Genomic DNA, 21,686 nt, shown 5'->3' on the forward strand with positions numbered 1-21,686 from the left:
TTTGATAAGCCTCAAACCGGCTATTTGATGAAGGGAGGATAAGAATGGGTCGATCTCTTAAAAAGGGACCTTTTATTCACAAAGGTTTGCTCAAGAAAATTGAAGGCATGAACGAAAGTGACGAGAAACGCGTGATCAAAACGTGGTCACGAGCTTCTACGATTTTCCCTCAGATGATTGGGCACACCATCGCCGTGCACGACGGTCGCAAGCACGTGCCGGTATACATTACGGAAGATATGATCGGGCACAAGTTGGGCGAATTCGCACCAACGCGGACCTTCAAAGGTCATGCCGGAGACAAAAAAACGAAAGTCAAATAATCGAGAGATTTCTTGAAAGGAGGACCAACGATGCGTGCGAAAGCAGTCGCTAAATATATGCGTGTATCACCACGCAAACTGAAGCCCATCGCCGATCTCGTCCGCGGCAAGGACGTCAAGTCAGCGCAGGCGATCCTGCAGTTCACCCCGAACAAGGGTGCCCGCGTTTTCTTAAAAGTTTTAAATTCGGCCGTAGCTAACGCGGAGAATAATCTGAATCTGGACATCGATAACCTTTATGTTTCCGAAATCTACGCGAACCAAGGTCCGACGATGAAGCGTTGGAAGGCCGGTTCCATGGGACGGGCTAACCCCATCCTCAGAAGAACGTCACACGTGGGCGTCGTCGTAGCCGAGAAAGAGTAAGGAGGGTACTTGAATGGGTCAGAAAGTTAACCCGCATGGTCTGAGAGTTGGCGTAATCAAGGACTGGGATTCTAAATGGTACGCCAGCAAAGAGAATTTCGCAGATCTTCTTAAGGAAGACTACGATATTCGCAAATTCCTGAAGAAAAACCTGTACACTGCCGGTGTGTCACGTATTTACATCGACAGAGCAGCGAACAACCGCGTTCGCATCAACCTGTTCACGGCTAAGCCGGGCATGGTCGTAGGTCGCGGCGGAGAAAACATCAAGAAGGTACGTGAGGAACTCGTGAAAATGACGGGCAAATCCATCCAGCTCGATATCTCCGAAGTCAAGAACATCGACATCGATGCACAGCTGGTCGCTGAAAACGTGGCCTTCGGTCTCGAACGTCGCATCTCCTTCCGCCGAGCAATGAAGCAGGCTATCGGCCGCGCTATGAAGAACGGTGCAGAAGGTATGAAAATTCAAACAGCCGGTCGCCTCAACGGTGCCGACATCGCTAGAACCGAAGGATACTCCGAAGGTAACGTACCGCTGTCAACGCTCCGCGCGGACATCGACTACGGATTCGCCGAGGCAGACACAACTTACGGTAAGCTCGGTGTAAAAGTTTGGATCAATCATGGTGAAATTCTACCGGGCGAGACCGATGGTCTCAAGCGACTGGAAGCACGCTCTGCCAAGGACAACCGTCGTGGCGGCAGACGAAACAGCAAAAAACGTTCCAATCGACGATAAGGAAGGAGGCAGAGAGTCATGTTAATGCCTAAACGAGTGAAGCGCCGACGTCAACACCGCGGCCGCATGAAGGGTAAAGCACAAAAAGGTAACACGATCACGTACGGTAAGTACGGTTTGATGGCACTCGAGCCCGCTTGGATCACATCCAACCAGATCGAGGCGGCGCGTATTGCGATCAATAGACGTATCAAACGTGGTGGTAAGGTTTGGATTAAAATCTTCCCTCACAAGCCCGTAACAGCTCAGCCCGCGGAAACGCGAATGGGTGCAGGTAAAGGTTCACCAGAATTCTGGGTGGCTGTAGTAAAGCCTGGTCGCATCATGTTCGAGCTTTCCGATGTCAACGAAGATCTGGCACGTGAAGCGATGAGACTTGCTGCGAACAAACTGCCGATCAAGTGCAAATTCGTCATGAAAGAAGACGTCTCGACAAAGGATGGTGAATCCGATGAAAGCTAAGGATTTTAAAGAGTTAACCCAAGATGAATTGTCCGTGAAGCTCACGGAACTCAAAGGGCAACTTTTCAATCTTCGGTTCCAGCTTGCCACGGGTCAGCTCGAGAATCCGATGATGATCAAAGGTGTCAAAAAAGATATTGCTCGCGTCAAGACCGTTTTGCGCGAAAAAGGCGTACGAGCGTAGTAAGGAGGTTTGAGCCATGGAACGAGGTAGAAGAAAAGTACGAGTCGGCTATGTTGTCAGCGACAAGATGGAAAAGACGATCGTCGTTCAAACGGAAGATTTCGTGAAGCATCCTCTTTACTCAAAGCGCGTGAAGAGAACGAAAAAATTCAAAGCACACGATGAAGAAAATACGTGCCGTGAAGGCGATAAAGTAAGAGTCATGGAAACCCGCGCGCTCTCCAAGGACAAGCACTGGAGACTCGTCGAGGTTATCGAAAGAGCTAAGTAGGCTGGAAGGAGGAAGTTCACATGATCCAACAGGAATCGCATTTAAAAGTGGCCGATAACTCCGGTGCCAAGGAAATTGCTTGCATCCGCGTACTCGGCGGTTCCAAACGACGCTATGCCAACATCGGCGATGTGATCGTCGCATCCGTTAAGAAAGCAACGCCCGGCGGTGTTGTTAAGAAGGGTGAAGTGGTCAAGGCAGTCGTGGTACGCTCTGTCTCCGGCCTACGTCGTGCAGATGGTAGCTACGTGAAATTCGACGAAAATGCTGCCGTCATCATTAAGGAAGACCAGTCCCCGGTGGGAACACGGATCTTCGGACCTGTCGCCCGGGAACTCAGGGATAAGAAATACATGAAAATTGTTTCCTTAGCACCTGAAGTACTGTAACCAGGAGGTGTTCAAAGTGCATATCAAGAAAAACGATAAAGTTGTCGTCATCTCCGGCGATTACGAAGATAGAGGTAAAGTCGGCAAAGTGCTCAAGGTCTTTCCCAAAGTGGAAAGAGTGATCGTCGAGAACGTGAACATGGTGACTAAGCACCAGAAGCCTTCTCAGCGGAATCAAACGGGCGGAATCGTCCACCAAGAAGCACCCATCCACGTCTCGAACGTCATGCTTTACGATCCCAAAGTAAAAAAAGGGACGCGCGTGCGTTACAAGACACTCGAAGATGGCAAAAAAGTCAGGGTCTCCGTTAAATCCGGAGAAGTCCTGGACTAGGCTATCGCGAAGGGAGGAGAAGAGAATGGCTAGATTGAAGACCAAATTCAATGAAGAAATTACGAAGGCGATGATGGAGAAGTTCGGCTACAAGAACATCATGGAAGTACCGAGATTCGAAAAGATCGTCCTCAACATGGGCCTGGGTCAAGCCAAAGAGAACCCCAAGTACCTCCAGAACGCAGTGGAGGAACTCGTGGTTATCACAGGGCAAAAACCCGTGGTCACTAAAGCAAAAAAATCAGTTTCTAACTTTAAAGTACGTGAGGGCATGAATGTCGGCGCGAAGGTAACCCTCCGCGGCGAGAGAATGTACGAGTTCATGGATCGCTTGATCAGCATCGCGCTGCCTCGTGTTCGTGACTTCCGTGGCGTCAACCCCAATGCCTTCGACGGCCGTGGGAACTACACGCTCGGCGTGAAAGAACAACTGATTTTCCCTGAGGTCGAATACGACAAGGTCGATACCGTACGCGGCATGGATGTGACCTTCGTAACGACGGCTAATACGGACGAAGAAGCCCGCGAACTCTTGAAGCTCATGGGCATGCCCTTTAGCAGGTAAGGAGGAAGCCAATGGCTAAAACATCACTGAAAGTTAAACAGTCAAGGAAGCCTAAATACTCTACACGCGCTTACAATAGATGTAAGATCTGCGGAAGACCACACGCTTATCTCCGCAAGTTCGGCATTTGCAGAATTTGCTTCCGGGAACTCGCTTACAAAGGCCAGATCCCCGGTGTCAGAAAAGCAAGCTGGTAAGATCGGAAGGAGGTAGTACGTCATGACGATGACAGATCCCATTGCAGATATGCTCACGCGCATCCGTAACGCCAACGTGGTGAAACACGACAGCGTTGATGTGCCGGCATCGAATATGAAGAAAACCATCGCCGAGATCCTGTTGAACGAAGGTTTCATCAAGAGCTTCGACGTGATCGAAGACGGCAAGCAAGGTATCATCCGTATTCAAATGAAGTACGGCAGCAGCAAAGAGCGCGTGATCACCGGCCTGAAGAGAATCTCCAAGCCAGGTCTTCGCGTTTACGCTAAGCAAGACGATATCCCTAAGGTGCTCGGTGGTCTCGGTATCGCCGTGATTTCCACATCTAAGGGTGTTATTACGGACAAAGAGGCACGCAAGCTGAACGTTGGCGGAGAAGTTGTCTGCTACGTTTGGTAGTGACATAGATTAGGAGGTTCGGATCATGTCTAGAATCGGTAAAATGCCAGTGGACATCCCCGAGAAGGTCGAGATCACGGTTGACGAGAGCAACCTGGTAACGGTCAAGGGCCCCAAGGGTGAAATTTCTGAGACATATGATATGGATATGGCGATCACGATTGAGGAGAACCAACTCATCGTCAAGCGCCCTACAGAGCAAAAGAGACACAAGGCCCTTCACGGCCTGACACGCGCTAAGATCCAGAACATGGTGACAGGCGTTACAGAAGGATTCGAGAAAAAGCTGCAGATCGTTGGCGTGGGTTACCGTGCGGCGAAGAACGGCAACAAGCTCGACCTTTCCCTCGGTTTCTCTCATCCCGTTGTGATGGAAGATCCCGATGGCATCACAACAGAGTGCCCCTCTCAGACAGAGATCACCGTCAAGGGGATCGATCGTCAGAAGGTCGGTAACTACGCGGCAAAGATTCGCGACTGGAGACGCCCCGAGCCTTACAAAGGCAAAGGTATCCGTTACGTTGGCGAACACGTTCGACGTAAAGAAGGAAAAACTGGTAAGTAGAAAGGGGTGGCATAAATGATCACAAAAAAAGATAAGAATAAGATCCGTAAGAAGCGTCATTTACGCATCAGAAATAAGATTTCTGGCACGCCCGAGAGACCGAGATTAAACGTGTACAGAAGCAACAAGCACATGTACGCTCAAATCATCGATGATGTCGCTGGTGTGACCTTGGCGACAGCTTCGACGCTCGACGCCGAGGTGAAGGATGCGACTGCCTCTACGGGTTCTGTCGAAGCGGCTAAAGCCGTAGGCGAACTCATCGCCAAGCGTGCGCTCGAGAAAGAAATCGAAGATGTCGTTTTCGACCGCGGTGGCTACATCTACCACGGTAGAGTGAAGGCCCTCAGCGAGGCAGCTCGCGAGGGTGGACTCAAGTTTTAGTAGGAGGTAGACGATGAGCAAGCACAATCAAGCTAATACCAATGAGCTCAAAGAGCAGGTTATCAATATCGCTCGTGTCACGAAGGTCGTCAAGGGTGGACGTAACTTCCGTTTCAGCGCCCTCGTCGTCGTCGGTGACGAAAACGGGAATGTAGGCGTTGGTTCCGGTAAAGCCCAAGAGGTTCCGGAAGCAATCCGCAAGGGCATCGAAGATGCTAAGAAGCACATGATTCATGTTCCACGCGTGGGCACTACCGTTCCTCATGACATCAAAGGTGTCTACGGCGCAGGTAAAGTCCTGATCATGCCCGCACGAGAAGGTACGGGTGTCATCGCTGGTGGAGCAGTCAGAGCGGTTCTCGAGTTGGCCGGCATCCACGATGTACGCGCCAAGTCCCTCGGTAGCAACAACCCCCACAATGTCGTGAAAGCGACGATCGACGGCCTTCTTAGGATGCGCACAGTTGAAGATGTGGCCAAGCTGAGGGGTAAGACAGTCGAAGAAATCTTAGGTTAAGGGGGTAATGACCTTGGCTAACAGCTTAAAAATCACATTGACGAAGAGCACGATCGGAACGAAGCCTAAGCATCGACAAACTGTCGAAGCGCTGGGGCTCAAGAAGATCGGACAGACAGTTGAGAAACAGGACAATCCCCAGATGCGCGGCATGATTCACGCCGTGAACCATCTCGTGGAAGTTGAAGAAGCATAGACAGGAGGTGCGACCATGAAGTTGCATACATTGAAACCAGCCAAAGGCGCTGTTAAGAACAAGAAACGGGTCGGTCGAGGAACCGGTTCCGGTCTTGGGACGACGGCTGGCCGTGGTATGAATGGTCAGAACTCTCGCTCCGGCGGCGGTGTCCGTCCCGGTTTTGAGGGCGGCCAGATGCCCCTGTTCAGACGCATCCCGAAGCGCGGGTTCAACAATATCTTCAAGAAAGATTGGACCATCGTGAACGTGTCCACTCTGAACCGTTTCGCTGACAACACGGAGATCACTCCAGAAGTACTCGTTGAAGCGGGACTCATTAAAAAAGTCGGCTACGGCATCAAGATTCTCGGCGACGGTAGCCTCGATAAGAAATTAGTAGTGAAAGCGAACAAGTTCACTCCTTCAGCGATTTCCAAAATTGAAGCTGCTGGCGGTAAGGCCGAGGTGATTTAATTGTTCGAGACGCTTAGGAATGCTTGGAAGATACCTGATTTGAGAAAAAAGATCCTCTACACGTTGATGATGCTGGTGGTTTTCCGCCTGGGAGCTAACATCCCCGTACCGGGAATCGACAAAATGCAGCTCAACGCACTTTTCCAAGGCGATGGTGGACTGCTCGGGTTCTTTAACCTCCTGAGCGGCGGCGCCTTTAAGAACTTCACGATCTTCGCTCTCGGGATCTCGCCGTACATCACGGCTTCGATCATCGTGAACCTGCTTCAGATCGCAATCCCCTCACTGGAGGAAATGGCGAAAGAAGGAGAAGAAGGTCGCAAGAAACTGGCGCAATTCACTCGGTACGGTACGGTGATCCTCGCGTTGATCCAGGCTATCGGTATGAGCGTTGGCATATTTCGCCAGGCGTTCATCGACTTCAACGGATTCAGCGTGTTCGTCGCTGTCGTCACCCTGACGGCAGGAACGGCTTTCCTGATGTATCTTGGAGAGAAGATCAATGAGAACGGTATCGGTAACGGGATTTCACTCTTTATCTTTGCCGGGATCATCGCTAGAATCCCCGTGGGCGTCGTGCAGACCTTTGGTCGTCTGTCCGCCGGCGAGGTCGGCATCCTGAACCTGGTGATCTTTGGTCTCCTGGCGGTTATGATCATCATGGGTGTTATTTTCATCCAGCAAGGTCAACGCAGGATTCCAGTCCAGTATGCTAAGCGTGTCGTAGGTCGCAAAATGTACGGCGGCCACAGCACTCATATCCCGCTGAAAGTAAACCAGGCTGGCGTTATCCCCGTGATTTTCGCCATGTCCCTGCTCATGTTCCCCATGACCATCGGACAGTTCTGGCCCAACAGTGGGTTCTACCTCTGGTTATCGCGATACATGAACCAGTCGAGCGTGCTGTACAACACCTTGTACGCCGCACTCATCATCTTCTTCACCTACTTCTACACTTCCGTGACCTTCAACCCGGTTGAAGTATCGGATAACATGAAGAAGAATGGCGGCTTTATCCCCGGGATCAGACCGGGACGTCCGACGACCGAGTACCTGCAGCGCACCATGACCCGCATCACGCTGGCCGGTGCACTCTTCCTCGCGATCATCGCCGTCCTCCCGAACATCATCCTGGCCTTCGGCAACCTGCAGATTGCCTTCGGCGGTACCAGCCTGCTCATCGCAGTGGGTGTAGCGCTCGAGACAATGAAGCAGATCGAGGCACAGATGGTCATGCGCCACTACCAGGGTTTCCTGAAGTAGGGGTGAGGTCAATATGAGATTGATCTTGCTCGGACCTCCTGGAGCGGGCAAAGGCACGCAAGCCGTTGCCATTTCGAAACATTATGATATCCCCCACATTTCGACGGGCGATATCTTTAGAAAGAATATCAAGGAAGGCACACCGCTCGGTAAAGAAGCCAAGGGTTATATGGACCGTGGAGAACTGGTCCCCGATGAACTCGTGGTTTCTCTGGTGGCCGATCGTTTGGGGTGGGAAGACGCGAAAAACGGATTCCTGCTCGACGGTTTTCCGAGAACAGACGCTCAGGCCGAGAGCTTGGACGTCGTACTGGAGGAGAAGGGTGAGACGCTTGATGCGGCCATCAACATCGTGGTGGACCCCAGCGTGCTCGTCGAGCGTGCCGTGGGCCGTCGCATCTGTAAAGATTGCGGCGCCACCTACCACGTGACCTTCAACCCGCCTGAGGAAGAGGGCATCTGCGATGTCTGCGGCGGTCCGCTGTACCAGCGTTCCGACGATACGGAAGAGACGGTCAAGAACCGGATCGACGTCTACCTCGACCAAACGGCACCACTCATCAACTATTACAAGGAAAAGGGTCTTTTGATCGATATCGATGGAGAACAGCAGATCGACCGCGTAACGGAGCAGATATTCGAAGCGTTAGGTGTGTAAGATGATCTTCATTAAATCGGATTCAGAGATCCAAAAGATGCGGGAAGCCGGTCGCATCGTCGCCCACACCCACGAGGTCCTTCGCGAGAAGGTGGCCCCTGGTGTGAGCACGAAGGAACTGGACGACCTGGCTCGCCGCACCATCGAGAAGTACGGTGCTATACCTTCCTTTCTCGGTTACGGCGGCTTTCCGGCGGCCATCTGCGCGTCAGTCAATGACGAGGTGGTCCACGGTATCCCCTCTGGCGACAGGGTCCTCAGGGACGGCGATCTGATCAGTATCGATATCGGTGCTGTGAAGGACGGTTACCACGGGGATGCAGCCAGAACACATCTGATCGGTCATGCATCACAAGAAGCGACTCGACTCGCCCAAGTGACGAGAGATTCGTTTTACGAAGGCCTACGGTACTGCCGTGAGGGGTACCGCTTATCGGATATTTCCCATGCCATCCAGGCCCACGTAGAGGCAAACGACTTTTCCGTCGTACGCGACCTCGTGGGACATGGGATCGGCAAAGCCTTGCATGAAGATCCTCAGATACCCAACTACGGAGCGCCGGGCAGAGGCCCGAGACTCCGAAGGGGAATGGTGCTCGCCATCGAGCCCATGGTCAACTTCGGCGGCTATGCCGTTAAGACCCTGGCGGATCAATGGACCGTTGTCACGCTAGACGGTTCCCTTTCGGCCCACTATGAACACACGGTGGCCATTACGGATGGAGAACCGGAACTACTGACGAAAGACGGTTTTTAGGTGGTGACTATGCAGGATACTAATAACATCAGCATCGGACAAGCGGTGGTCTCTAAGGCCGGTCGTGATCGTGGTCGCCTTTTTCTGGTGATCGAGATCCTCGATGATGTGTACGTAAACGTGGCAGATGGTGATCTCAGACCTATCGAGCGACCGAAAAAGAAAAAAGTCAAGCATTTAACATTGACGAAACAGGTCGCAAGTGATATAAAAGATAGGATAGAATCGCAGAAGAAGGTCACCAATGATGTTCTGATGGAGGCACTGAAAACCCTGAAGTTGGAAAGAGCCAAGGAGGAATTATCAGATGGCTAAAAAAGATGCTATTGAAGTGGAGGGCATCGTCCGGGAGGCCCTGCCGAACGCAATGTTCAAGGTAGAGCTGGAGAACGGACATGAGGTCCTGGCGCATATTTCCGGAAAGTTGCGCATGCACTTTATTCGAATATTACCCGGCGACAAGGTGACCCTCGAGCTATCGCCATACGATCTGACCCGAGGTCGCATCACGTGGCGTGGTAAGTGATAGGAGGTATTCACGATGAAAGTAAGACCATCGGTAAAGCCCATTTGTGAAAAATGCAAAGTGATCAAGCGCAAAGGTCGCGTCATGATCATTTGTGAGAACCCGAAACACAAGCAGAAACAAGGTTAATGAGTCTGGAGTGAAGCGGCGAGCGGCTGCTAGATATTCTCACGTTTCACTTTTCCGTCATAGATTGAGAGCCTACTTATTTAATGTGATTACAGGAGGTGTCAGTGCATGGCAAGAATCGCAGGTGTAGACTTGCCCAGGGAAAAGCGAGCCGTCATCGGATTAACGTATGTTTTCGGTATCGGTAAGTCAAAATCCCAAGAGATTCTCAAACAAGCTGAAATTAACGAAGATACACGCGTGAAAGACCTTACAGAAGCAGAGGTCAGCAAATTAAGATCTATCATCGAAGCCGAACATACGGTGGAAGGTGATCTGCGTCGTGAGGTAGCGATGAATATCAAGCGTCTGAAAGAGATCGGTAGCTACCGTGGCATCCGCCACCGTCGTGGCCTGCCCGTTCGTGGACAGAGCTCGAAGACGAACGCTAGAACACGCAAGGGTCCAAAGAAACTCGTGGCCCGTAAAAAGAAATAGGTAAAGGAGGTAGACCATGGCAGCTAAGAAGCAACAGCGCGGTAAAGTGCGCCGTAAAAAGCGCGAGCGCAAAAATATAGAGCGTGGCCAGGCGCATATCCAGGCAACGTTCAACAATACGATCATCACGTTGACCGATCCGAACGGCAACACCATCAGCTGGTCAAGCTCGGGATCCCTGGGCTTCAGGGGCTCGCGCAAGTCGACCCCCTTCGCCGCTCAAATGGCTGCAGAAGCAGCAGCTAAAGAAGCGATGGAGCACGGTCTGAAAAACGTAGAGGTATTTGTCAAGGGACCTGGTTCCGGTCGTGAGGCCGCTATCCGTTCTCTCCAGGCAGTTGGACTTGAGATCTCAGCGATCTCGGACGTAACGCCCATTCCTCACAACGGATGCAGACCCCCCAAACGCAGAAGAGTGTAATTGTCTAGGAGGTAATCAATTATGGCAAGATATACAGGCCCATCTTGTAGACTTTGTCGCCGCGAAGGGCAAAAGCTCTTCTTGAAGGGTGACAGATGCTACTCAGATAAGTGCGCCGTAACAAAGCGCCAGACGATCCCCGGCCAGCACGGCGCGGGACGACGCAGCAAGCCATCAAACTTTGGTATTCAGCTGCGCGAAAAGCAGAAAGTGAAGCGCTTCTACGGGATGCTCGAATCTCAGTTCAGAAGCACCTACGTGCGTGCCACGAAAATGGACGGCATCACGGGTGAAAACTTCCTGCGTCTGTTGGAACTACGTTTCGACAACGTGATCTACCGCATGGGACTCGCGAGCTCTCGTAAAGAAGCCCGCCAGCTCGTCAACCACGGACATTTCCTGGTGAACGGTAAAAAAGCTAACATTCCATCGATGACGATGAATGCCGGCGACAAGATCGAAGTGATCGAGCGTACCAGAAGTTCAGAAAAATTCAAGGTACTCCAGGAGAAGGCTGCTACTACGCCGAACTGGGTATCTACAGATTACGAGAAGCTCTCCGGTGAAATCGTCGGTCTGCCGAACCGAGAGGACATCGATCTGCCGATCGAGGAACACCTCATCATCGAGCTCTACTCTAAGTAATCCCGAACGAAAAGATAAACTTACCCTCGGTATGGTAGTGGAACTTAAAGGAGGGTTTTTGCGTGATAGAAATTGAAAAACCTACCGTAGAATGCGTTGAGGTTTCCGAAGACGGACGGTATGGAAAATTCGTGGTGGAACCCCTCGAGCGTGGATACGGGACGACCCTGGGCAACGCCCTGCGTCGGATCCTGCTGTCCTCTTTACCCGGCACAGCTGTGAAATGGATAAAGATCGAGGATGTCCTGCACGAGTTCTCCACGGTGCCCGGCGTCAAAGAAGACGTCGTGGCAATCGTCTTGAACCTCAAGCAGTTAACGGCTAAAATCAATTCCGAAGAGGATACCAAGATCCTGCGGATCGAAGCCACAGAGCCCGGCCCCATCACGGCTGGTGATCTGATCGGCGACGGAGACGTGGAGATCCTCGATACGGACCTTCACATCGCAACCCTCGAGGAGAATGCGACGCTCAATATGGAGATCGCCCTTGGGCAGGGACGCGGCTATGTGCCCGCCGATGCCAACAAGGAACCCGGTCTTCCGATCGGCGTGCTCCCCGTGGACTCAATCTACACGCCTGCCAAGCGCGTGAACTTCAGCATCGAGAAGACCCGTGTGGGTCAGGTGGCCGATTTCGACCGCCTCGTGCTCGAGATCTGGACCGACGGAACCATCAAGGCCGATGAGGCCGTTTCCCTGGGTGCCAAGATCATGTCAGAGCACCTCAATCTCTTCATCGATATGACTGACGTCGCTGGCGACGTGGATATCATGGTGGAGAAAGAGGACGACGAGAAGGAAAAAGTCTTGGAAATGACGATAGAAGAACTGGACCTGTCGGTTCGATCCTACAACTGTCTCAAGCGGGCAGGCATCAATACCGTCGATGAGCTTACTAAGCGTACAGAAGACGATATGATGAAGGTTAGAAACCTGGGTAAGAAGTCCCTCGAGGAAGTCAAGCTCAAGCTCGCCGAGTTGGACCTCGACCTCAAGGCCAGTGAAGAATAAGTAAAAAGGAGGGAGCGACATGGCAGGACATAGAAAACTAAACCTCAAATCGGCGCATCGTAACTTGATGCTTCGAAACCAGGTAACGTCACTTCTGAAAAACGGTAGTATGACGACTACCGAGACGCGTGCGAAAGAAACGCGCAAAGCAGCCGAAAAGATGATCACCCTCGCCAAGCGTGGCGATCTGCACGCTAGACGACAAGCGATCTCTTACATCACAGAAAAAGAAGTGGTGAAGGCACTGTTCGACGAAATCGGTCCGAAGTACGCTGAACGAGAAGGTGGGTATACCCGCATCTTGAAAATCGGCCCTCGCCGAGGCGACGGCGCTTTCATGGTTCGCATCGAATTGGTATAGTTGATGAATGGGGCTGGGGTGATCCACAGCCCTTTTTTGTCTTTTTAAATTCTGCAAAAAATCCTTTGGCTCGCCGGGGGATTTTTTGGAGAATTCAAAGGAGCGTGGTGATCTCTTGATTAGAATAAACAACCTCACCTACCGTTACCCCGAGGTGACGGAGGAAAAGAACGCCGTTGAGGACCTGAGCCTTTCCGTAGAGCGGGGAGAGTTCGTGGCCATCATCGGTCATAATGGTTCGGGGAAATCCACCCTGGCCAAACTGCTCAACGGAATCTTGACGCCCGCATCGGGGACGATCCACATCGGTGGTCTCGATACGGCTGATCCCGACAACCTGTGGGAGATCCGGCGCCAGGCCGGCATGGTCTTTCAGAACCCAGACAACCAACTGGTGGCCACCATGGTGGAAGAGGACGTGGCCTTCGGACCGGAGAACCTGGGACTTCCCCCAGCCGTGATCCGCGAGCGCGTCGATGAGGCCCTGGCCCGCGTGGGCATGCTGGCCTACCGCCGGCGTCCCCCGCACAACCTGTCCGGTGGGCAGAAGCAGCGTGTGGCCATCGCCGGGATCCTGGCGATGAAACCCGACTGCATTATCCTGGACGAACCCACGGCCATGCTCGATCCCAAGGGTCGACGCGAGGTCATGCAGACCCTGCACGAACTCAACCGCAAGCACCATATAACCATCCTCCATATCACCCACTACATGGACGAGGTCATCGACGCCGACCGCGTGGTGGTCATGGACGGTGGACGACTGATCATGGATGGCACCCCCAAGAAAGTCTTCGGAGAGGTCGATGCCCTGAAGGCCATCGGACTCGATGTGCCCCAGGTGACCTTACTCGCCGACCGACTGCGCAAGGCGGGTCTTGCGATCGATAAGGATATACTGACCACAGAAGAGATGGTGAAGGCCCTATGTCAATACTCGTAAATCATCTGTCCTATCGTTACGATAAGGGGACCCCAAAGGAGACCGTTGCTCTCGACGATATTTCCTTTACCATTGAAAAAGGGGAATTCGTGGGCCTGATCGGCCACACCGGCTCGGGCAAATCGACGCTGATCCAGCACCTCAATGGGCTCATCCGCGCCCAGGAGGGTCGGATCATCGTGGATGGCGTGGATCTGACCTCGCCAAAGACCAAACTCTCACGGGTCAGGAAGAAAGTGGGACTGGTCTTCCAGTATCCCGAGTACCAGCTCTTCGAGGAGACGGTGAACCGGGATGTGGCCTTCGGACCGACGAACCTGGGCCTGTCCAAGGACAAGGTACAGGAGAACGTCCGCAGGGCACTGGAGATGGTGGGCCTTGACCCTGAGACCGTTGGGGAGAAATCCCCCTTCGAGCTCTCAGGCGGACAGAAGCGCCGCGTAGCCATCGCCGGTGTGCTGGCCATGGATCCCGAGGTCCTGGTCCTGGACGAACCGACGGCCGGGCTCGATCCCTTTGGACGCGATGAGATCTTGGATCAGATCCGCAGGCTTCACGCCGACAAGGGCCTCACGGTGATCTTGGTCTCCCACAGCATGGAGGATGTGGCCAAGTACTGCGACCGCATCCTGGTGATGGACCAGGCCGGCATGGCCCTCGACGGTGTGCCGGGTGAGGTCTTCAAAGAGGCGGAGCGCCTCCAGCAGATTGGTCTCGACGTCCCGCAGGTTAAGACCGTTCTCACGGCCCTCAAGGAACAGGGGCTCGTGCCCCATGACGATCTGTATACCGTGGAAGACGCCGCGGCCTTCATCGTCACCCACCTGGGGGTGAAAGCCGATGCTTAGGGATATCACGATCGGTCAGTACTATCCCGTGAGCTCGCCGATCCACCGGATGGACCCGCGGTTTAAGATCGCGGCTGCCTTCATCTACCTGGTGAGCCTCTTCCTCGTATCGGATCTATGGGCCTTCGTCCCCGTGGTGGCCTTCGTGGCCCTACTGGTGACGGTATCCAAGGTGCCCTTTTCCTATATTGTCAAGGGCCTCCGACCGATCCTGTTCATTGTTCTCTTCGCCTTTGCCATCAACATCTTTTTCACACCCGGACGGATTCTCTTCGAGTGGGGGATCCTTCGGATCACCTACGAGGGGCTCTACAGGGCGGTGCTCATGGCCTCGCGGCTGGTCTTCCTTATCGTGGGGACCTCCCTGCTGACGCTGACCACATCGCCGCTGGAATTGACCGATGGGATCGAGTATCTGCTCAAGCCCCTGGAGGTCATCCGCGTACCGGCCCATGAGATCGCTATGATGATGACAATCGCCCTTCGCTTCATCCCGACGCTGCTCGAGGAGACGGACAAGATCATGAAGGCCCAGATGGCACGGGGCGCGGATTTTGAGAGCGGGAACATCGCGAAACGCGCGAAAAACCTGATCCCCCTCCTGGTGCCGCTTTTCATCAGTGCCTTTCGGCGCGCCGATGAGCTGGCCATGGCCATGGAGGCCCGCTGCTACCAGGGGGGCCACAACCGGACCCGCATGAAGGTGCTGGCCTACAAGAAGCAGGACGTGCAAGGTGGCCTGGTCCTCTTTCTCTACCTCGCCGTGATGATCGCGTTCAGGGTGATGCTATGACCCGAACGATCCTCGTGCGCGTGGCCTACGATGGCCGGAACTTCATCGGCTGGCAGCGCCAGGAGAGGGGGCGGACGGTCCAGGCCCATCTGGAGAGCGCCCTGCGCGCCCTTTACCTCGATCGAACCCTGGTGATCCACGGGTCGGGACGAACGGACAAGGGTGTGCACGCCTTCGGCCAGACCTTTCACTTCGAGGCGGAGGACAAGGTCCCCATGCACAAGCTGGTGTACCTCATCAACCGCCTTACCGATGACGACGTACAGGCCCTTTCTTGCGAGTACAGAGAATCGGGCTTCCACGCCCGCTTCGATGTCAAGCACAAGACCTACGTCTATCAGGTGATCAACAAGAAGCAGAAGGATCCCTTTCGGGCACCCTATTATCACTACGATCCGCGACCCATGGATCTGCAGGCCATGATGCTGGCGGCAGAACACCTCATCGGCACCCATGATTTCGCGACCTTTCAGGCCACCGGGTCCAATGTGAAGACCTCGGTGCGCACCATGGAGGAGATCGTGATCGACCGAGCTGGAGAGGAGATCACCCTGAGTTTCACCGCCAACGGATTTCTCTACCACATGGTACGGATCCTGGTGGCGACCCTGCTCAATGTGGGGGCCGGGGTGCTCTCGCCAGGGGATATGCCCGGCATCCTGGCATCGAAAGATCGCGAGCGAGCGCGCTTCACCGCACCGGCCGAAGGCCTGTATCTGCAGTCCGTTTCTTATATAAAGGGTTGACGTATGGCGGTCGATGTACTATAATATTAAAGGTTATCAACAGTAGTTTCACCAATGTGGATAAAAATCCCTGCCCCGGGTTTTTACCGATAAATGGCTCGATCAGGATACTGGAGTTAGGAGGTCAACGATGAAGTCTTTCATTCAAAAACCAAAAGAAGTTGAAAGAAAATGGTTCGTCGTCGACGCCGAAGGTAAAACCCTCGGACGTCTGTCGACGGAAGTTGCGAAAGTAATCATGGGAAAACACAAGCCCACTTACACACCTCACGTGGACGGTGGTGACTTTGTCATCGTCATCAACGCGGAGAAGGTCGTTTTAACGGGTCGGAAATTGGACCAGAAGAAGTACAGATGGCACACAGGTTACGTAGGTCACCTGCGTGAGCGTACGTACCGCGAGATGCTCGATAAGCAGCCTGAGAAGGTTCTCGAGAAGTCCATCCGTGGCATGCTCCCCAAGAACAAGCTAGGCCGTCAGATGTACACGAAACTGAAAGTGTACGCAGGCCCAGACCACAAGCACGCCGCTCAAAAACCCGAAACGTTGGAAGTTTAAGTAAGGAGGGAGATCGAACATGGCAATTGTTCAATACCAAGGAACCGGACGCCGTAAGAAGTCCGTAGCTCGTGTCATCCTGCGACCCGGCACCGGAAACTTCACGGTTAACGATAGACCGCTCGACGAATTTTTCAATTACGAGACGCTGATCCAAGATATCCAGCGTCCGCTGGCAATGACCGAAAACCTCGGTCAATACGATGTGATCGTGCGCGTTCACGGTGGTGGCTTCACTGGCCAGGCCGGCGCCATCCGTCACGGTGTTTCACGTGCGCTTTTGAAGGTCGACGAGTCCTTCCGACCCACGCTGAAAAAAGCCGGATTCCTCACACGTGACCCACGTATGAAGGAACGTAAGAAATACGGTCTTAAAAAAGCAAGAAAATCTCCACAGTTCTCAAAGCGTTAAGCTTTTCCTGGAGACAAAATGCCTCTGTGCCTTGTGCACGGAGGTTTTTTTCGTTTTCATGACAGGCCAATGTCGAGGGTAGTTGGGATCAATTTGGGGTATACGTTTCACTGAGGAGGTGCGACAGATGACCCTGTTAGCAGGATATATCACGCCCCACCCTCCCCTCATCGTCCCCGGGATCGGTGGCGAGGAAAGGGAGCGGGTGGGTACGACCATAAGGGCCATGAAAGAAGTGGCCGATCGGATCGCGGCACACGGCCCCGAGACCATCGTGGTGATCACGCCCCATGGTCCCGTGTTCTCTGACGCCATGCTGGTGAACACCGTGGAGACGCTGGGTGGTGACTTCGGTGCCTTCGGCGCTGGAGAGATGGCGATGCACGTTGAGAACGATCTGGATTTTGCCGACGCGCTGATCGACCATGCCAAGTTCGAGGGACTCCCCCTCGTATCGCTCGATGAGTCCTTTGCCGAGCGTTTCGATGTATCGGAAAAACTGGACCACGGTGCCTTGGTACCCCTTCATTTCATCAGGGAACGCTCAGATGACTTTCGACTGGTCCATATCACCTACGGTCTCTTGTCCCCGCTCGAGCTTTACCGCGTGGGCCGATTGATCGATGAAGTGGCCGGGGAGCTCGGTAGGAAGTACGTGGTGGTAGCTTCCGGCGACCTGAGCCATCGATTGAAAGATGCCTATAGCTACGACTACCACCCCAGTGGTCCGGCCTTTGACAAGGCGCTCCTAAAGGCCCTGGAGGAACAAGCGGTGGATGAGATCATTCACATGAACAGAAGTTTTATTCGCGAGGCCGGTGAATGTGGCAAACGCAGTATCGATACCCTACTGGGTGTATTCGACGGTTACGATTATCAAACCGAAATCCTTTCTTACGAGGGGCCCTTTGGTGTGGGCTACGGTGTCGTGGCACTGGAATCGCCTAAGGGGAACGGCCTCTCCCGTTATCCGGTCCTTCTCGATGAAGCGGAGCGCCTGCGTTCTCTTCGCAAATCGGGACTAGATGCCCACGTGAGCCTGGCCACCGAAGCCGTGGCCGCATGGGTCAAGGGTGAGGATGTGGAGGCCCTACGTCACCGTCCCTACGCAAGGGAACTGTTGAATGAAAAGGCCGGATGCTTCGTGACCCTTCACGGACCCGGTGGGCTCCGCGGGTGTATCGGGACCATTCTGGCGACCCAAGAGACGCTTTTCGATGAGATCGTCAAGAACGCCAGGTCCGCGGCCCTCGAGGATCCCCGTTTTCCGCCCGTGACCGAGGCGGAGCTCGAGGGACTGGAGATCAGCGTGGACGTGCTCGGTCAGCCCGAGGCCGTACCGGATCCACACCTGCTCGATCCCAAGATCTACGGTGTGATCGTGAGTACCGATGACCGGCGCGGCGTGCTCCTACCAGACCTAGAAGGTATCGATACGGTGGAGAAACAGTTGAAGATCGCTTGCCAAAAGGCAGGGATTGCGCCCGACGAACCTTATGAAATCGAACGCTTTGCTGTGGAGAGACACGGCTGATAAGCTGTGGATATGTGTGGATTCTGTGGATGAAAGGGTGGAGAAGGCTGATCATGCGCCCCTTTTATCCACAGATTATTGTCAACAAGACGCAAAAAACTGTGGATAAGGTGGATAACTTATATGAGACGATTGTTCGCACTGCTGCTCATCATTGCCCTCGGAGTCGGGGGTTTCTTCTTGTACCAACGTCTTTTCACCGGTGAACCAGAGGTGGAGACGCCCCCTCCCTACGTGCGCTTACGCGTGATAGGTGGGGCCTTGGAAAGCCTCGAGACGGAGGACGAAACTGAAAAAGTTGCCTTGCGTGCCGGTTGGATACCGGAATCGGTGCTCTCTGAATTGTACATCTACCGCTCCGAGGGGAGACTTTACGACCACGAGCTTTTGACAGAACTGACCGATGACCAGATCCAGGTGATCGGTGGAGAGAGCTGGTTAGCCCTCGAGGCGCTTGAACCCTTTGCGCTCAGCCTGGTCCACACAGAGGATCGTCTCTTTATCGCCCGTGAGGACGATCATCCGACGATCCGGGTGAAGGCGGGCGCCGTTCCCGTTGCCGAAGAGGCCACCGAGCCGCTTTCAGAGAGCCTGGAGGCTGTGATCTTGACCTCGGGCGAGGGGACCTACCGTCTCCTCACCGAAACCGGTGAGCTGCTGGAGGTCCAGAAGGTGGAGGTGGAGATCGACCGCGCTACGGAAGCGCCCGACCGGGAGCCCGTGGTCCTCCTGTGGGAGTATGCCTCGAACCGGTCTCAGGTCCCCGCGTACCCGCTGACGGGTGTCACCCACCTGAGCCCCACCTGGTACGAGTTATCCACAGCGGCGGGGGCCATTCGCTCCTCTGTGGACGAAACTTACATCCAGGAGATGCGAAGACGGGGTAAGAAGCTCTGGCCCCTGGTGAACAACCAGTTTGACCTGGATCTGACCAGTGCATTTCTCGCCGATCGGGGGGCACAGATCCGCTTTATCGAGACCCTGATCGACGAGGCCGAGGACTATGGCTTCGAAGGGATCAACCTGGATTTCGAGAACATCTACCTGGCCGATCGCGATGCCTACAGCGCCTTCGTGGCCGATATGGCGCGTCGCTTCGGAGAAGCGGACCTGATCCTGTCCGTGGATGTGACGGTGGCCGGCGGTAGCGAGACCTGGTCCCTGTCCTACGACCGGTCGGCCTTGGGTCGCGCCGTGGATTACGTGTGCCTGATGACCTACGATGAGCACTGGGCAGCGAGTCCTGTGAGCGGTTCCGTCTCCTCTTACAACTGGGTGGAGCGGGGCGTCCAAGGTCTCCTCGAGGAGGTGGCACCCGACAAACTGGTCCTGGGCATCCCGCTCTACACCCGTGTATGGACGGAAGTCCCCTCGACGACGGTGGCCGAGAAGATGGACGTCCGCTCCGATGTCTTGACAATGCGGTACGCCACGGGTTATATTGAAAATCGACAACTACCCTTGATCTGGCACCCGGAGAAACGTCAGTATGTGGCCACTTGGATTGAGGAGAACAGCCTCAAGAAACTGTGGCTCGAGGACGAGACCTCTATTCGAGAGAAACTGACGCTCGTGGAGGCCTACGACCTGGGTGGCGTGGCCTTTTGGCGTCGCGGCTTCGAGGCGGAGGATCTATGGGACAACCTGTACGATGCACTACCGAAGGAAGGTGACTAGGTGAGAGGACCGGATTACGGCAAGCTGACGCGCTACCTGTTCTTGCTGCTCACGGGCCTTGTCCTCGTGTTCTACGGTCTCTTCGCGGGACTGCTTCGACCGGAGCCCGAAGAGATCTCCGACCGGGTCATCATCGAGCGGGCCCGGGAGCTGGGCATGGTGCCGATCACGGAAACCTACGGACGAGAAGACGAAGAAGGGGAAGATGCACAATGACACAACTCAATGCACTCGGACAGCAGCTGAAGGAACAGGACCGGGCGATCTTGATCGCCCGGGACGGTGAGATCCTTTACGCATCCGATGCCCGGGGAATCTTCCCCCTCTACACCTGCTACCGGCAGGGTCTCGATCTGAAGGGTGGCTTGCTCGCCGATCGTGTGATCGGTGAAGCGGCTGCAAGGATCGCTGTGGAAATGGGCATCACCGGTGTCTACGCCCGGCTGATTTCAGAGCCCGCCCTGGCGGTGCTCGAGAACGAGAAGATCCCGGTGATCCACGACCGGCTCGTGCCGCAGATCGAGAACCGGACCCGCGACGGTCGCTGCCCCGTGGAGACAATCAGCGTGGCAGAACCGACCTTCGATCGCATGATGTTAGGAATTGAAGCGTTTTTAAAGAGAGTCATGGGGGTGTGATGAGATGGAAAGAACACTGGTACTGATTAAACCCGACGCTGTGAGACAGAAGCTCATCGGTAGGATCTTGGCCATGTACGAAGAGAACGGCCTGCGTGTGGAGGACCTCTACATGACCGTAGCCGATGAAGAGCGACTGGCCGAGCACTATGCGGCCCACGTGGATAAGCCCTTCTACCCACCGCTGGTGAAGTTCATGATGAGCGGGGAGCTCGTGGTGTTAAGTCTCTGCGGTGAGAATGCCGTGGCGGTGACCCGGGAGATCAACGGGGCCACGGATCCGGCCCACGCCCGGCCGGGGACGATTCGCTATCTTTTCGGTAAGGATATCCGCCAGAACGCCGTTCACGGGAGTGAATCGGTGGAAGAGGCCGAGAGAGAACTGGCCTTTTGGTTTGATTAAAAGAGCGAGAGCCCCCCTTGCGGAGGGCTTTCCTTTTCGCTAGAATAGAAAGGTAAGGTGTCCCATGAAGATTGCCGTCATCGACGGACAGGGTGGGGGACTGGGCCGTAGCATCGTCACGCGACTGAAAAAACGCGATGGTATCGAAATCATCGCACTGGGAACGAATTCTCAGGCGACGAGCGCGATGATGAAGGCCGGTGCCCACCGCGGGGCCACGGGTGAGAACGCCATTGCCGTCATGAGCCAACAGGTGGATGCGATCATCGGTCCCATCGCCATCTTGGTGGCGGACAGCATGATGGGCGAGATCACCGAAGGCATGACGCGGGCAGTGGCCCGCTCCTCGGCCGAAAAAATTCTGCTGCCCATCAACCGGTGTCAGGTCACGGTCCTCGGTACCACCCGCTACACCCTCAACGACATACTCGAACAGATCGACGAAACGATCGACACATTGAAGACCACGAAGGTTTGAAGCCCGTGGTCTTTTTCTATGGAAAACAAGGAG

At 54.4% G+C, this 21,686-nt stretch carries 39 protein-coding genes; all 39 read left to right on the plus strand.

Going from position 1 to position 21,686, the window contains the following annotated elements:
- The first annotated feature begins 44 nt into the window (after nucleotides 1–44).
- The gene (gene rpsS, locus ACULM0_RS10370) at nucleotides 45–323 is read left to right on the plus strand and encodes a 30S ribosomal protein S19 (protein WP_463677474.1); all 279 of its coding nucleotides are present in this window, start codon (nucleotides 45–47) and stop codon (nucleotides 321–323) included.
- 30 nt (nucleotides 324–353) lie between these two features.
- Nucleotides 354–689 carry a 50S ribosomal protein L22 gene (gene rplV / locus ACULM0_RS10375; protein WP_463677475.1) on the plus strand — a complete coding sequence of 112 codons (336 nt, stop codon included), beginning with the start codon at nucleotides 354–356 and terminating at the stop codon, nucleotides 687–689.
- A 13-nt stretch (nucleotides 690–702) separates the two neighbouring features.
- Nucleotides 703–1,431, plus strand: coding sequence for a 30S ribosomal protein S3 (rpsC, locus tag ACULM0_RS10380; RefSeq protein ID WP_463677476.1), 729 nt, complete (start codon nucleotides 703–705; stop codon nucleotides 1,429–1,431).
- 18 nt (nucleotides 1,432–1,449) lie between these two features.
- A complete protein-coding gene (gene rplP / locus ACULM0_RS10385) occupies nucleotides 1,450–1,893 on the plus strand; it encodes a 50S ribosomal protein L16 (protein ID WP_463677477.1) in 444 nt (147 codons plus the stop codon).
- Nucleotides 1,883–2,077, plus strand: coding sequence for a 50S ribosomal protein L29 (gene rpmC, locus ACULM0_RS10390; RefSeq protein WP_463677478.1), 195 nt, complete (start codon nucleotides 1,883–1,885; stop codon nucleotides 2,075–2,077). Before rplP ends, rpmC begins: the two co-directional genes overlap by 11 nt.
- 16 nt (nucleotides 2,078–2,093) lie before the next feature.
- Nucleotides 2,094–2,348: a 30S ribosomal protein S17 gene (gene rpsQ / locus ACULM0_RS10395; RefSeq protein ID WP_463677479.1), complete on the plus strand. Its 255-nt coding sequence runs from the start codon at nucleotides 2,094–2,096 to the stop codon at nucleotides 2,346–2,348.
- Nucleotides 2,349–2,368: 20 nt separating this feature from the next.
- Nucleotides 2,369–2,737: a 50S ribosomal protein L14 gene (rplN, locus tag ACULM0_RS10400; RefSeq protein ID WP_463677480.1), complete on the plus strand. Its 369-nt coding sequence runs from the start codon at nucleotides 2,369–2,371 to the stop codon at nucleotides 2,735–2,737.
- A 7-nt stretch (nucleotides 2,738–2,744) separates the two neighbouring features.
- Nucleotides 2,745–3,071: a 50S ribosomal protein L24 gene (gene rplX, locus ACULM0_RS10405; protein WP_463677481.1), complete on the plus strand. Its 327-nt coding sequence runs from the start codon at nucleotides 2,745–2,747 to the stop codon at nucleotides 3,069–3,071.
- Nucleotides 3,072–3,096: 25 nt separating this feature from the next.
- The gene (gene rplE / locus ACULM0_RS10410) at nucleotides 3,097–3,636 is read left to right on the plus strand and encodes a 50S ribosomal protein L5 (protein ID WP_463677482.1); all 540 of its coding nucleotides are present in this window, start codon (nucleotides 3,097–3,099) and stop codon (nucleotides 3,634–3,636) included.
- An 11-nt stretch (nucleotides 3,637–3,647) separates the two neighbouring features.
- On the plus strand, nucleotides 3,648–3,833 hold the full coding sequence (locus ACULM0_RS10415; RefSeq protein ID WP_463677483.1) for a type Z 30S ribosomal protein S14: 186 nt from the start codon (nucleotides 3,648–3,650) through the stop codon (nucleotides 3,831–3,833).
- Between the two features lie 22 nt (nucleotides 3,834–3,855).
- Nucleotides 3,856–4,254, plus strand: a complete 399-nt coding sequence (gene rpsH / locus ACULM0_RS10420; RefSeq protein ID WP_463677484.1) for a 30S ribosomal protein S8 — start codon at nucleotides 3,856–3,858, stop codon at nucleotides 4,252–4,254.
- Between the two features lie 25 nt (nucleotides 4,255–4,279).
- On the plus strand, nucleotides 4,280–4,819 hold the full coding sequence (rplF, locus tag ACULM0_RS10425) for a 50S ribosomal protein L6 (RefSeq protein WP_463677485.1): 540 nt from the start codon (nucleotides 4,280–4,282) through the stop codon (nucleotides 4,817–4,819).
- Between the two features lie 15 nt (nucleotides 4,820–4,834).
- On the plus strand, nucleotides 4,835–5,203 hold the full coding sequence (gene rplR, locus ACULM0_RS10430; RefSeq protein ID WP_463677486.1) for a 50S ribosomal protein L18: 369 nt from the start codon (nucleotides 4,835–4,837) through the stop codon (nucleotides 5,201–5,203).
- Nucleotides 5,204–5,216: 13 nt separating this feature from the next.
- On the plus strand, nucleotides 5,217–5,720 hold the full coding sequence (rpsE, locus tag ACULM0_RS10435; protein WP_463677487.1) for a 30S ribosomal protein S5: 504 nt from the start codon (nucleotides 5,217–5,219) through the stop codon (nucleotides 5,718–5,720).
- A 7-nt stretch (nucleotides 5,721–5,727) separates the two neighbouring features.
- The gene (rpmD, locus tag ACULM0_RS10440) at nucleotides 5,728–5,916 is read left to right on the plus strand and encodes a 50S ribosomal protein L30 (RefSeq protein ID WP_463677488.1); all 189 of its coding nucleotides are present in this window, start codon (nucleotides 5,728–5,730) and stop codon (nucleotides 5,914–5,916) included.
- A gap of 15 nt (nucleotides 5,917–5,931) precedes the next feature.
- Nucleotides 5,932–6,372, plus strand: a complete 441-nt coding sequence (rplO, locus tag ACULM0_RS10445; RefSeq protein WP_463677489.1) for a 50S ribosomal protein L15 — start codon at nucleotides 5,932–5,934, stop codon at nucleotides 6,370–6,372.
- A gap of 39 nt (nucleotides 6,373–6,411) precedes the next feature.
- Nucleotides 6,412–7,635: a preprotein translocase subunit SecY gene (gene secY, locus ACULM0_RS10450; RefSeq protein ID WP_463677490.1), complete on the plus strand. Its 1,224-nt coding sequence runs from the start codon at nucleotides 6,412–6,414 to the stop codon at nucleotides 7,633–7,635.
- 13 nt (nucleotides 7,636–7,648) lie between these two features.
- Nucleotides 7,649–8,293, plus strand: coding sequence for an adenylate kinase (locus tag ACULM0_RS10455; protein WP_463677491.1), 645 nt, complete (start codon nucleotides 7,649–7,651; stop codon nucleotides 8,291–8,293).
- A gap of 1 nt (nucleotide 8,294) precedes the next feature.
- On the plus strand, nucleotides 8,295–9,050 hold the full coding sequence (gene map / locus ACULM0_RS10460) for a type I methionyl aminopeptidase (RefSeq protein ID WP_463677492.1): 756 nt from the start codon (nucleotides 8,295–8,297) through the stop codon (nucleotides 9,048–9,050).
- Nucleotides 9,051–9,059: 9 nt separating this feature from the next.
- A complete protein-coding gene (locus ACULM0_RS10465; RefSeq protein ID WP_463677493.1) occupies nucleotides 9,060–9,365 on the plus strand; it encodes an RNA-binding protein in 306 nt (101 codons plus the stop codon).
- A complete protein-coding gene (gene infA / locus ACULM0_RS10470; protein WP_463677494.1) occupies nucleotides 9,358–9,576 on the plus strand; it encodes a translation initiation factor IF-1 in 219 nt (72 codons plus the stop codon). Before ACULM0_RS10465 ends, infA begins: the two co-directional genes overlap by 8 nt.
- A 15-nt stretch (nucleotides 9,577–9,591) precedes the next feature.
- Nucleotides 9,592–9,705 (plus strand): 50S ribosomal protein L36, encoded by a 114-nt coding sequence (gene rpmJ, locus ACULM0_RS10475; RefSeq protein ID WP_015617468.1) that lies wholly within the window; start codon nucleotides 9,592–9,594, stop codon nucleotides 9,703–9,705.
- A gap of 108 nt (nucleotides 9,706–9,813) precedes the next feature.
- On the plus strand, nucleotides 9,814–10,182 hold the full coding sequence (rpsM, locus tag ACULM0_RS10480; RefSeq protein ID WP_463677495.1) for a 30S ribosomal protein S13: 369 nt from the start codon (nucleotides 9,814–9,816) through the stop codon (nucleotides 10,180–10,182).
- A 16-nt stretch (nucleotides 10,183–10,198) separates the two neighbouring features.
- On the plus strand, nucleotides 10,199–10,603 hold the full coding sequence (rpsK, locus tag ACULM0_RS10485; protein ID WP_463677496.1) for a 30S ribosomal protein S11: 405 nt from the start codon (nucleotides 10,199–10,201) through the stop codon (nucleotides 10,601–10,603).
- 21 nt (nucleotides 10,604–10,624) lie between these two features.
- On the plus strand, nucleotides 10,625–11,248 hold the full coding sequence (rpsD, locus tag ACULM0_RS10490) for a 30S ribosomal protein S4 (RefSeq protein ID WP_463677497.1): 624 nt from the start codon (nucleotides 10,625–10,627) through the stop codon (nucleotides 11,246–11,248).
- A 62-nt stretch (nucleotides 11,249–11,310) separates the two neighbouring features.
- Nucleotides 11,311–12,261: a DNA-directed RNA polymerase subunit alpha gene (locus tag ACULM0_RS10495; RefSeq protein ID WP_463677498.1), complete on the plus strand. Its 951-nt coding sequence runs from the start codon at nucleotides 11,311–11,313 to the stop codon at nucleotides 12,259–12,261.
- A 19-nt stretch (nucleotides 12,262–12,280) separates the two neighbouring features.
- Nucleotides 12,281–12,622 (plus strand): 50S ribosomal protein L17, encoded by a 342-nt coding sequence (rplQ, locus tag ACULM0_RS10500; protein WP_463677499.1) that lies wholly within the window; start codon nucleotides 12,281–12,283, stop codon nucleotides 12,620–12,622.
- 115 nt (nucleotides 12,623–12,737) lie between these two features.
- Complete coding sequence (locus tag ACULM0_RS10505; protein WP_463677500.1) at nucleotides 12,738–13,565, plus strand: energy-coupling factor transporter ATPase; 828 nt, start codon at nucleotides 12,738–12,740, stop codon at nucleotides 13,563–13,565.
- Complete coding sequence (locus ACULM0_RS10510; protein ID WP_463677501.1) at nucleotides 13,550–14,413, plus strand: energy-coupling factor transporter ATPase; 864 nt, start codon at nucleotides 13,550–13,552, stop codon at nucleotides 14,411–14,413. Before ACULM0_RS10505 ends, ACULM0_RS10510 begins: the two co-directional genes overlap by 16 nt.
- The gene (locus ACULM0_RS10515; protein WP_463677502.1) at nucleotides 14,406–15,206 is read left to right on the plus strand and encodes an energy-coupling factor transporter transmembrane component T family protein; all 801 of its coding nucleotides are present in this window, start codon (nucleotides 14,406–14,408) and stop codon (nucleotides 15,204–15,206) included. Before ACULM0_RS10510 ends, ACULM0_RS10515 begins: the two co-directional genes overlap by 8 nt.
- Nucleotides 15,203–15,952: a tRNA pseudouridine(38-40) synthase TruA gene (truA, locus tag ACULM0_RS10520; protein WP_463677503.1), complete on the plus strand. Its 750-nt coding sequence runs from the start codon at nucleotides 15,203–15,205 to the stop codon at nucleotides 15,950–15,952. Before ACULM0_RS10515 ends, truA begins: the two co-directional genes overlap by 4 nt.
- 130 nt (nucleotides 15,953–16,082) lie before the next feature.
- Nucleotides 16,083–16,511 (plus strand): 50S ribosomal protein L13, encoded by a 429-nt coding sequence (rplM, locus tag ACULM0_RS10525; RefSeq protein ID WP_463677504.1) that lies wholly within the window; start codon nucleotides 16,083–16,085, stop codon nucleotides 16,509–16,511.
- Between the two features lie 19 nt (nucleotides 16,512–16,530).
- Nucleotides 16,531–16,923, plus strand: coding sequence for a 30S ribosomal protein S9 (rpsI, locus tag ACULM0_RS10530; protein ID WP_463677505.1), 393 nt, complete (start codon nucleotides 16,531–16,533; stop codon nucleotides 16,921–16,923).
- 127 nt (nucleotides 16,924–17,050) lie between these two features.
- On the plus strand, nucleotides 17,051–18,457 hold the full coding sequence (gene amrA / locus ACULM0_RS10535; RefSeq protein WP_463677506.1) for an AmmeMemoRadiSam system protein A: 1,407 nt from the start codon (nucleotides 17,051–17,053) through the stop codon (nucleotides 18,455–18,457).
- A 123-nt stretch (nucleotides 18,458–18,580) separates the two neighbouring features.
- Nucleotides 18,581–20,134, plus strand: a complete 1,554-nt coding sequence (locus tag ACULM0_RS10540) for a glycosyl hydrolase family 18 protein (protein WP_463677507.1) — start codon at nucleotides 18,581–18,583, stop codon at nucleotides 20,132–20,134.
- The gene (locus tag ACULM0_RS10545; RefSeq protein ID WP_463677508.1) at nucleotides 20,135–20,350 is read left to right on the plus strand and encodes a hypothetical protein; all 216 of its coding nucleotides are present in this window, start codon (nucleotides 20,135–20,137) and stop codon (nucleotides 20,348–20,350) included. It abuts the gene before it with no gap.
- Nucleotides 20,347–20,772, plus strand: a complete 426-nt coding sequence (locus tag ACULM0_RS10550) for a DUF1893 domain-containing protein (protein WP_463677509.1) — start codon at nucleotides 20,347–20,349, stop codon at nucleotides 20,770–20,772. The genes ACULM0_RS10545 and ACULM0_RS10550 overlap by 4 nt, the downstream gene beginning before the upstream one ends.
- A gap of 4 nt (nucleotides 20,773–20,776) precedes the next feature.
- The gene (ndk, locus tag ACULM0_RS10555) at nucleotides 20,777–21,175 is read left to right on the plus strand and encodes a nucleoside-diphosphate kinase (RefSeq protein ID WP_463677510.1); all 399 of its coding nucleotides are present in this window, start codon (nucleotides 20,777–20,779) and stop codon (nucleotides 21,173–21,175) included.
- 64 nt (nucleotides 21,176–21,239) lie between these two features.
- Nucleotides 21,240–21,653 carry a DUF3842 family protein gene (locus ACULM0_RS10560; protein WP_463677511.1) on the plus strand — a complete coding sequence of 138 codons (414 nt, stop codon included), beginning with the start codon at nucleotides 21,240–21,242 and terminating at the stop codon, nucleotides 21,651–21,653.
- The last annotated feature ends 33 nt before the right edge of the window (nucleotides 21,654–21,686 follow it).

The organism is Halotolerantifilum yawarlongkerapense, assembly GCF_054506745.1.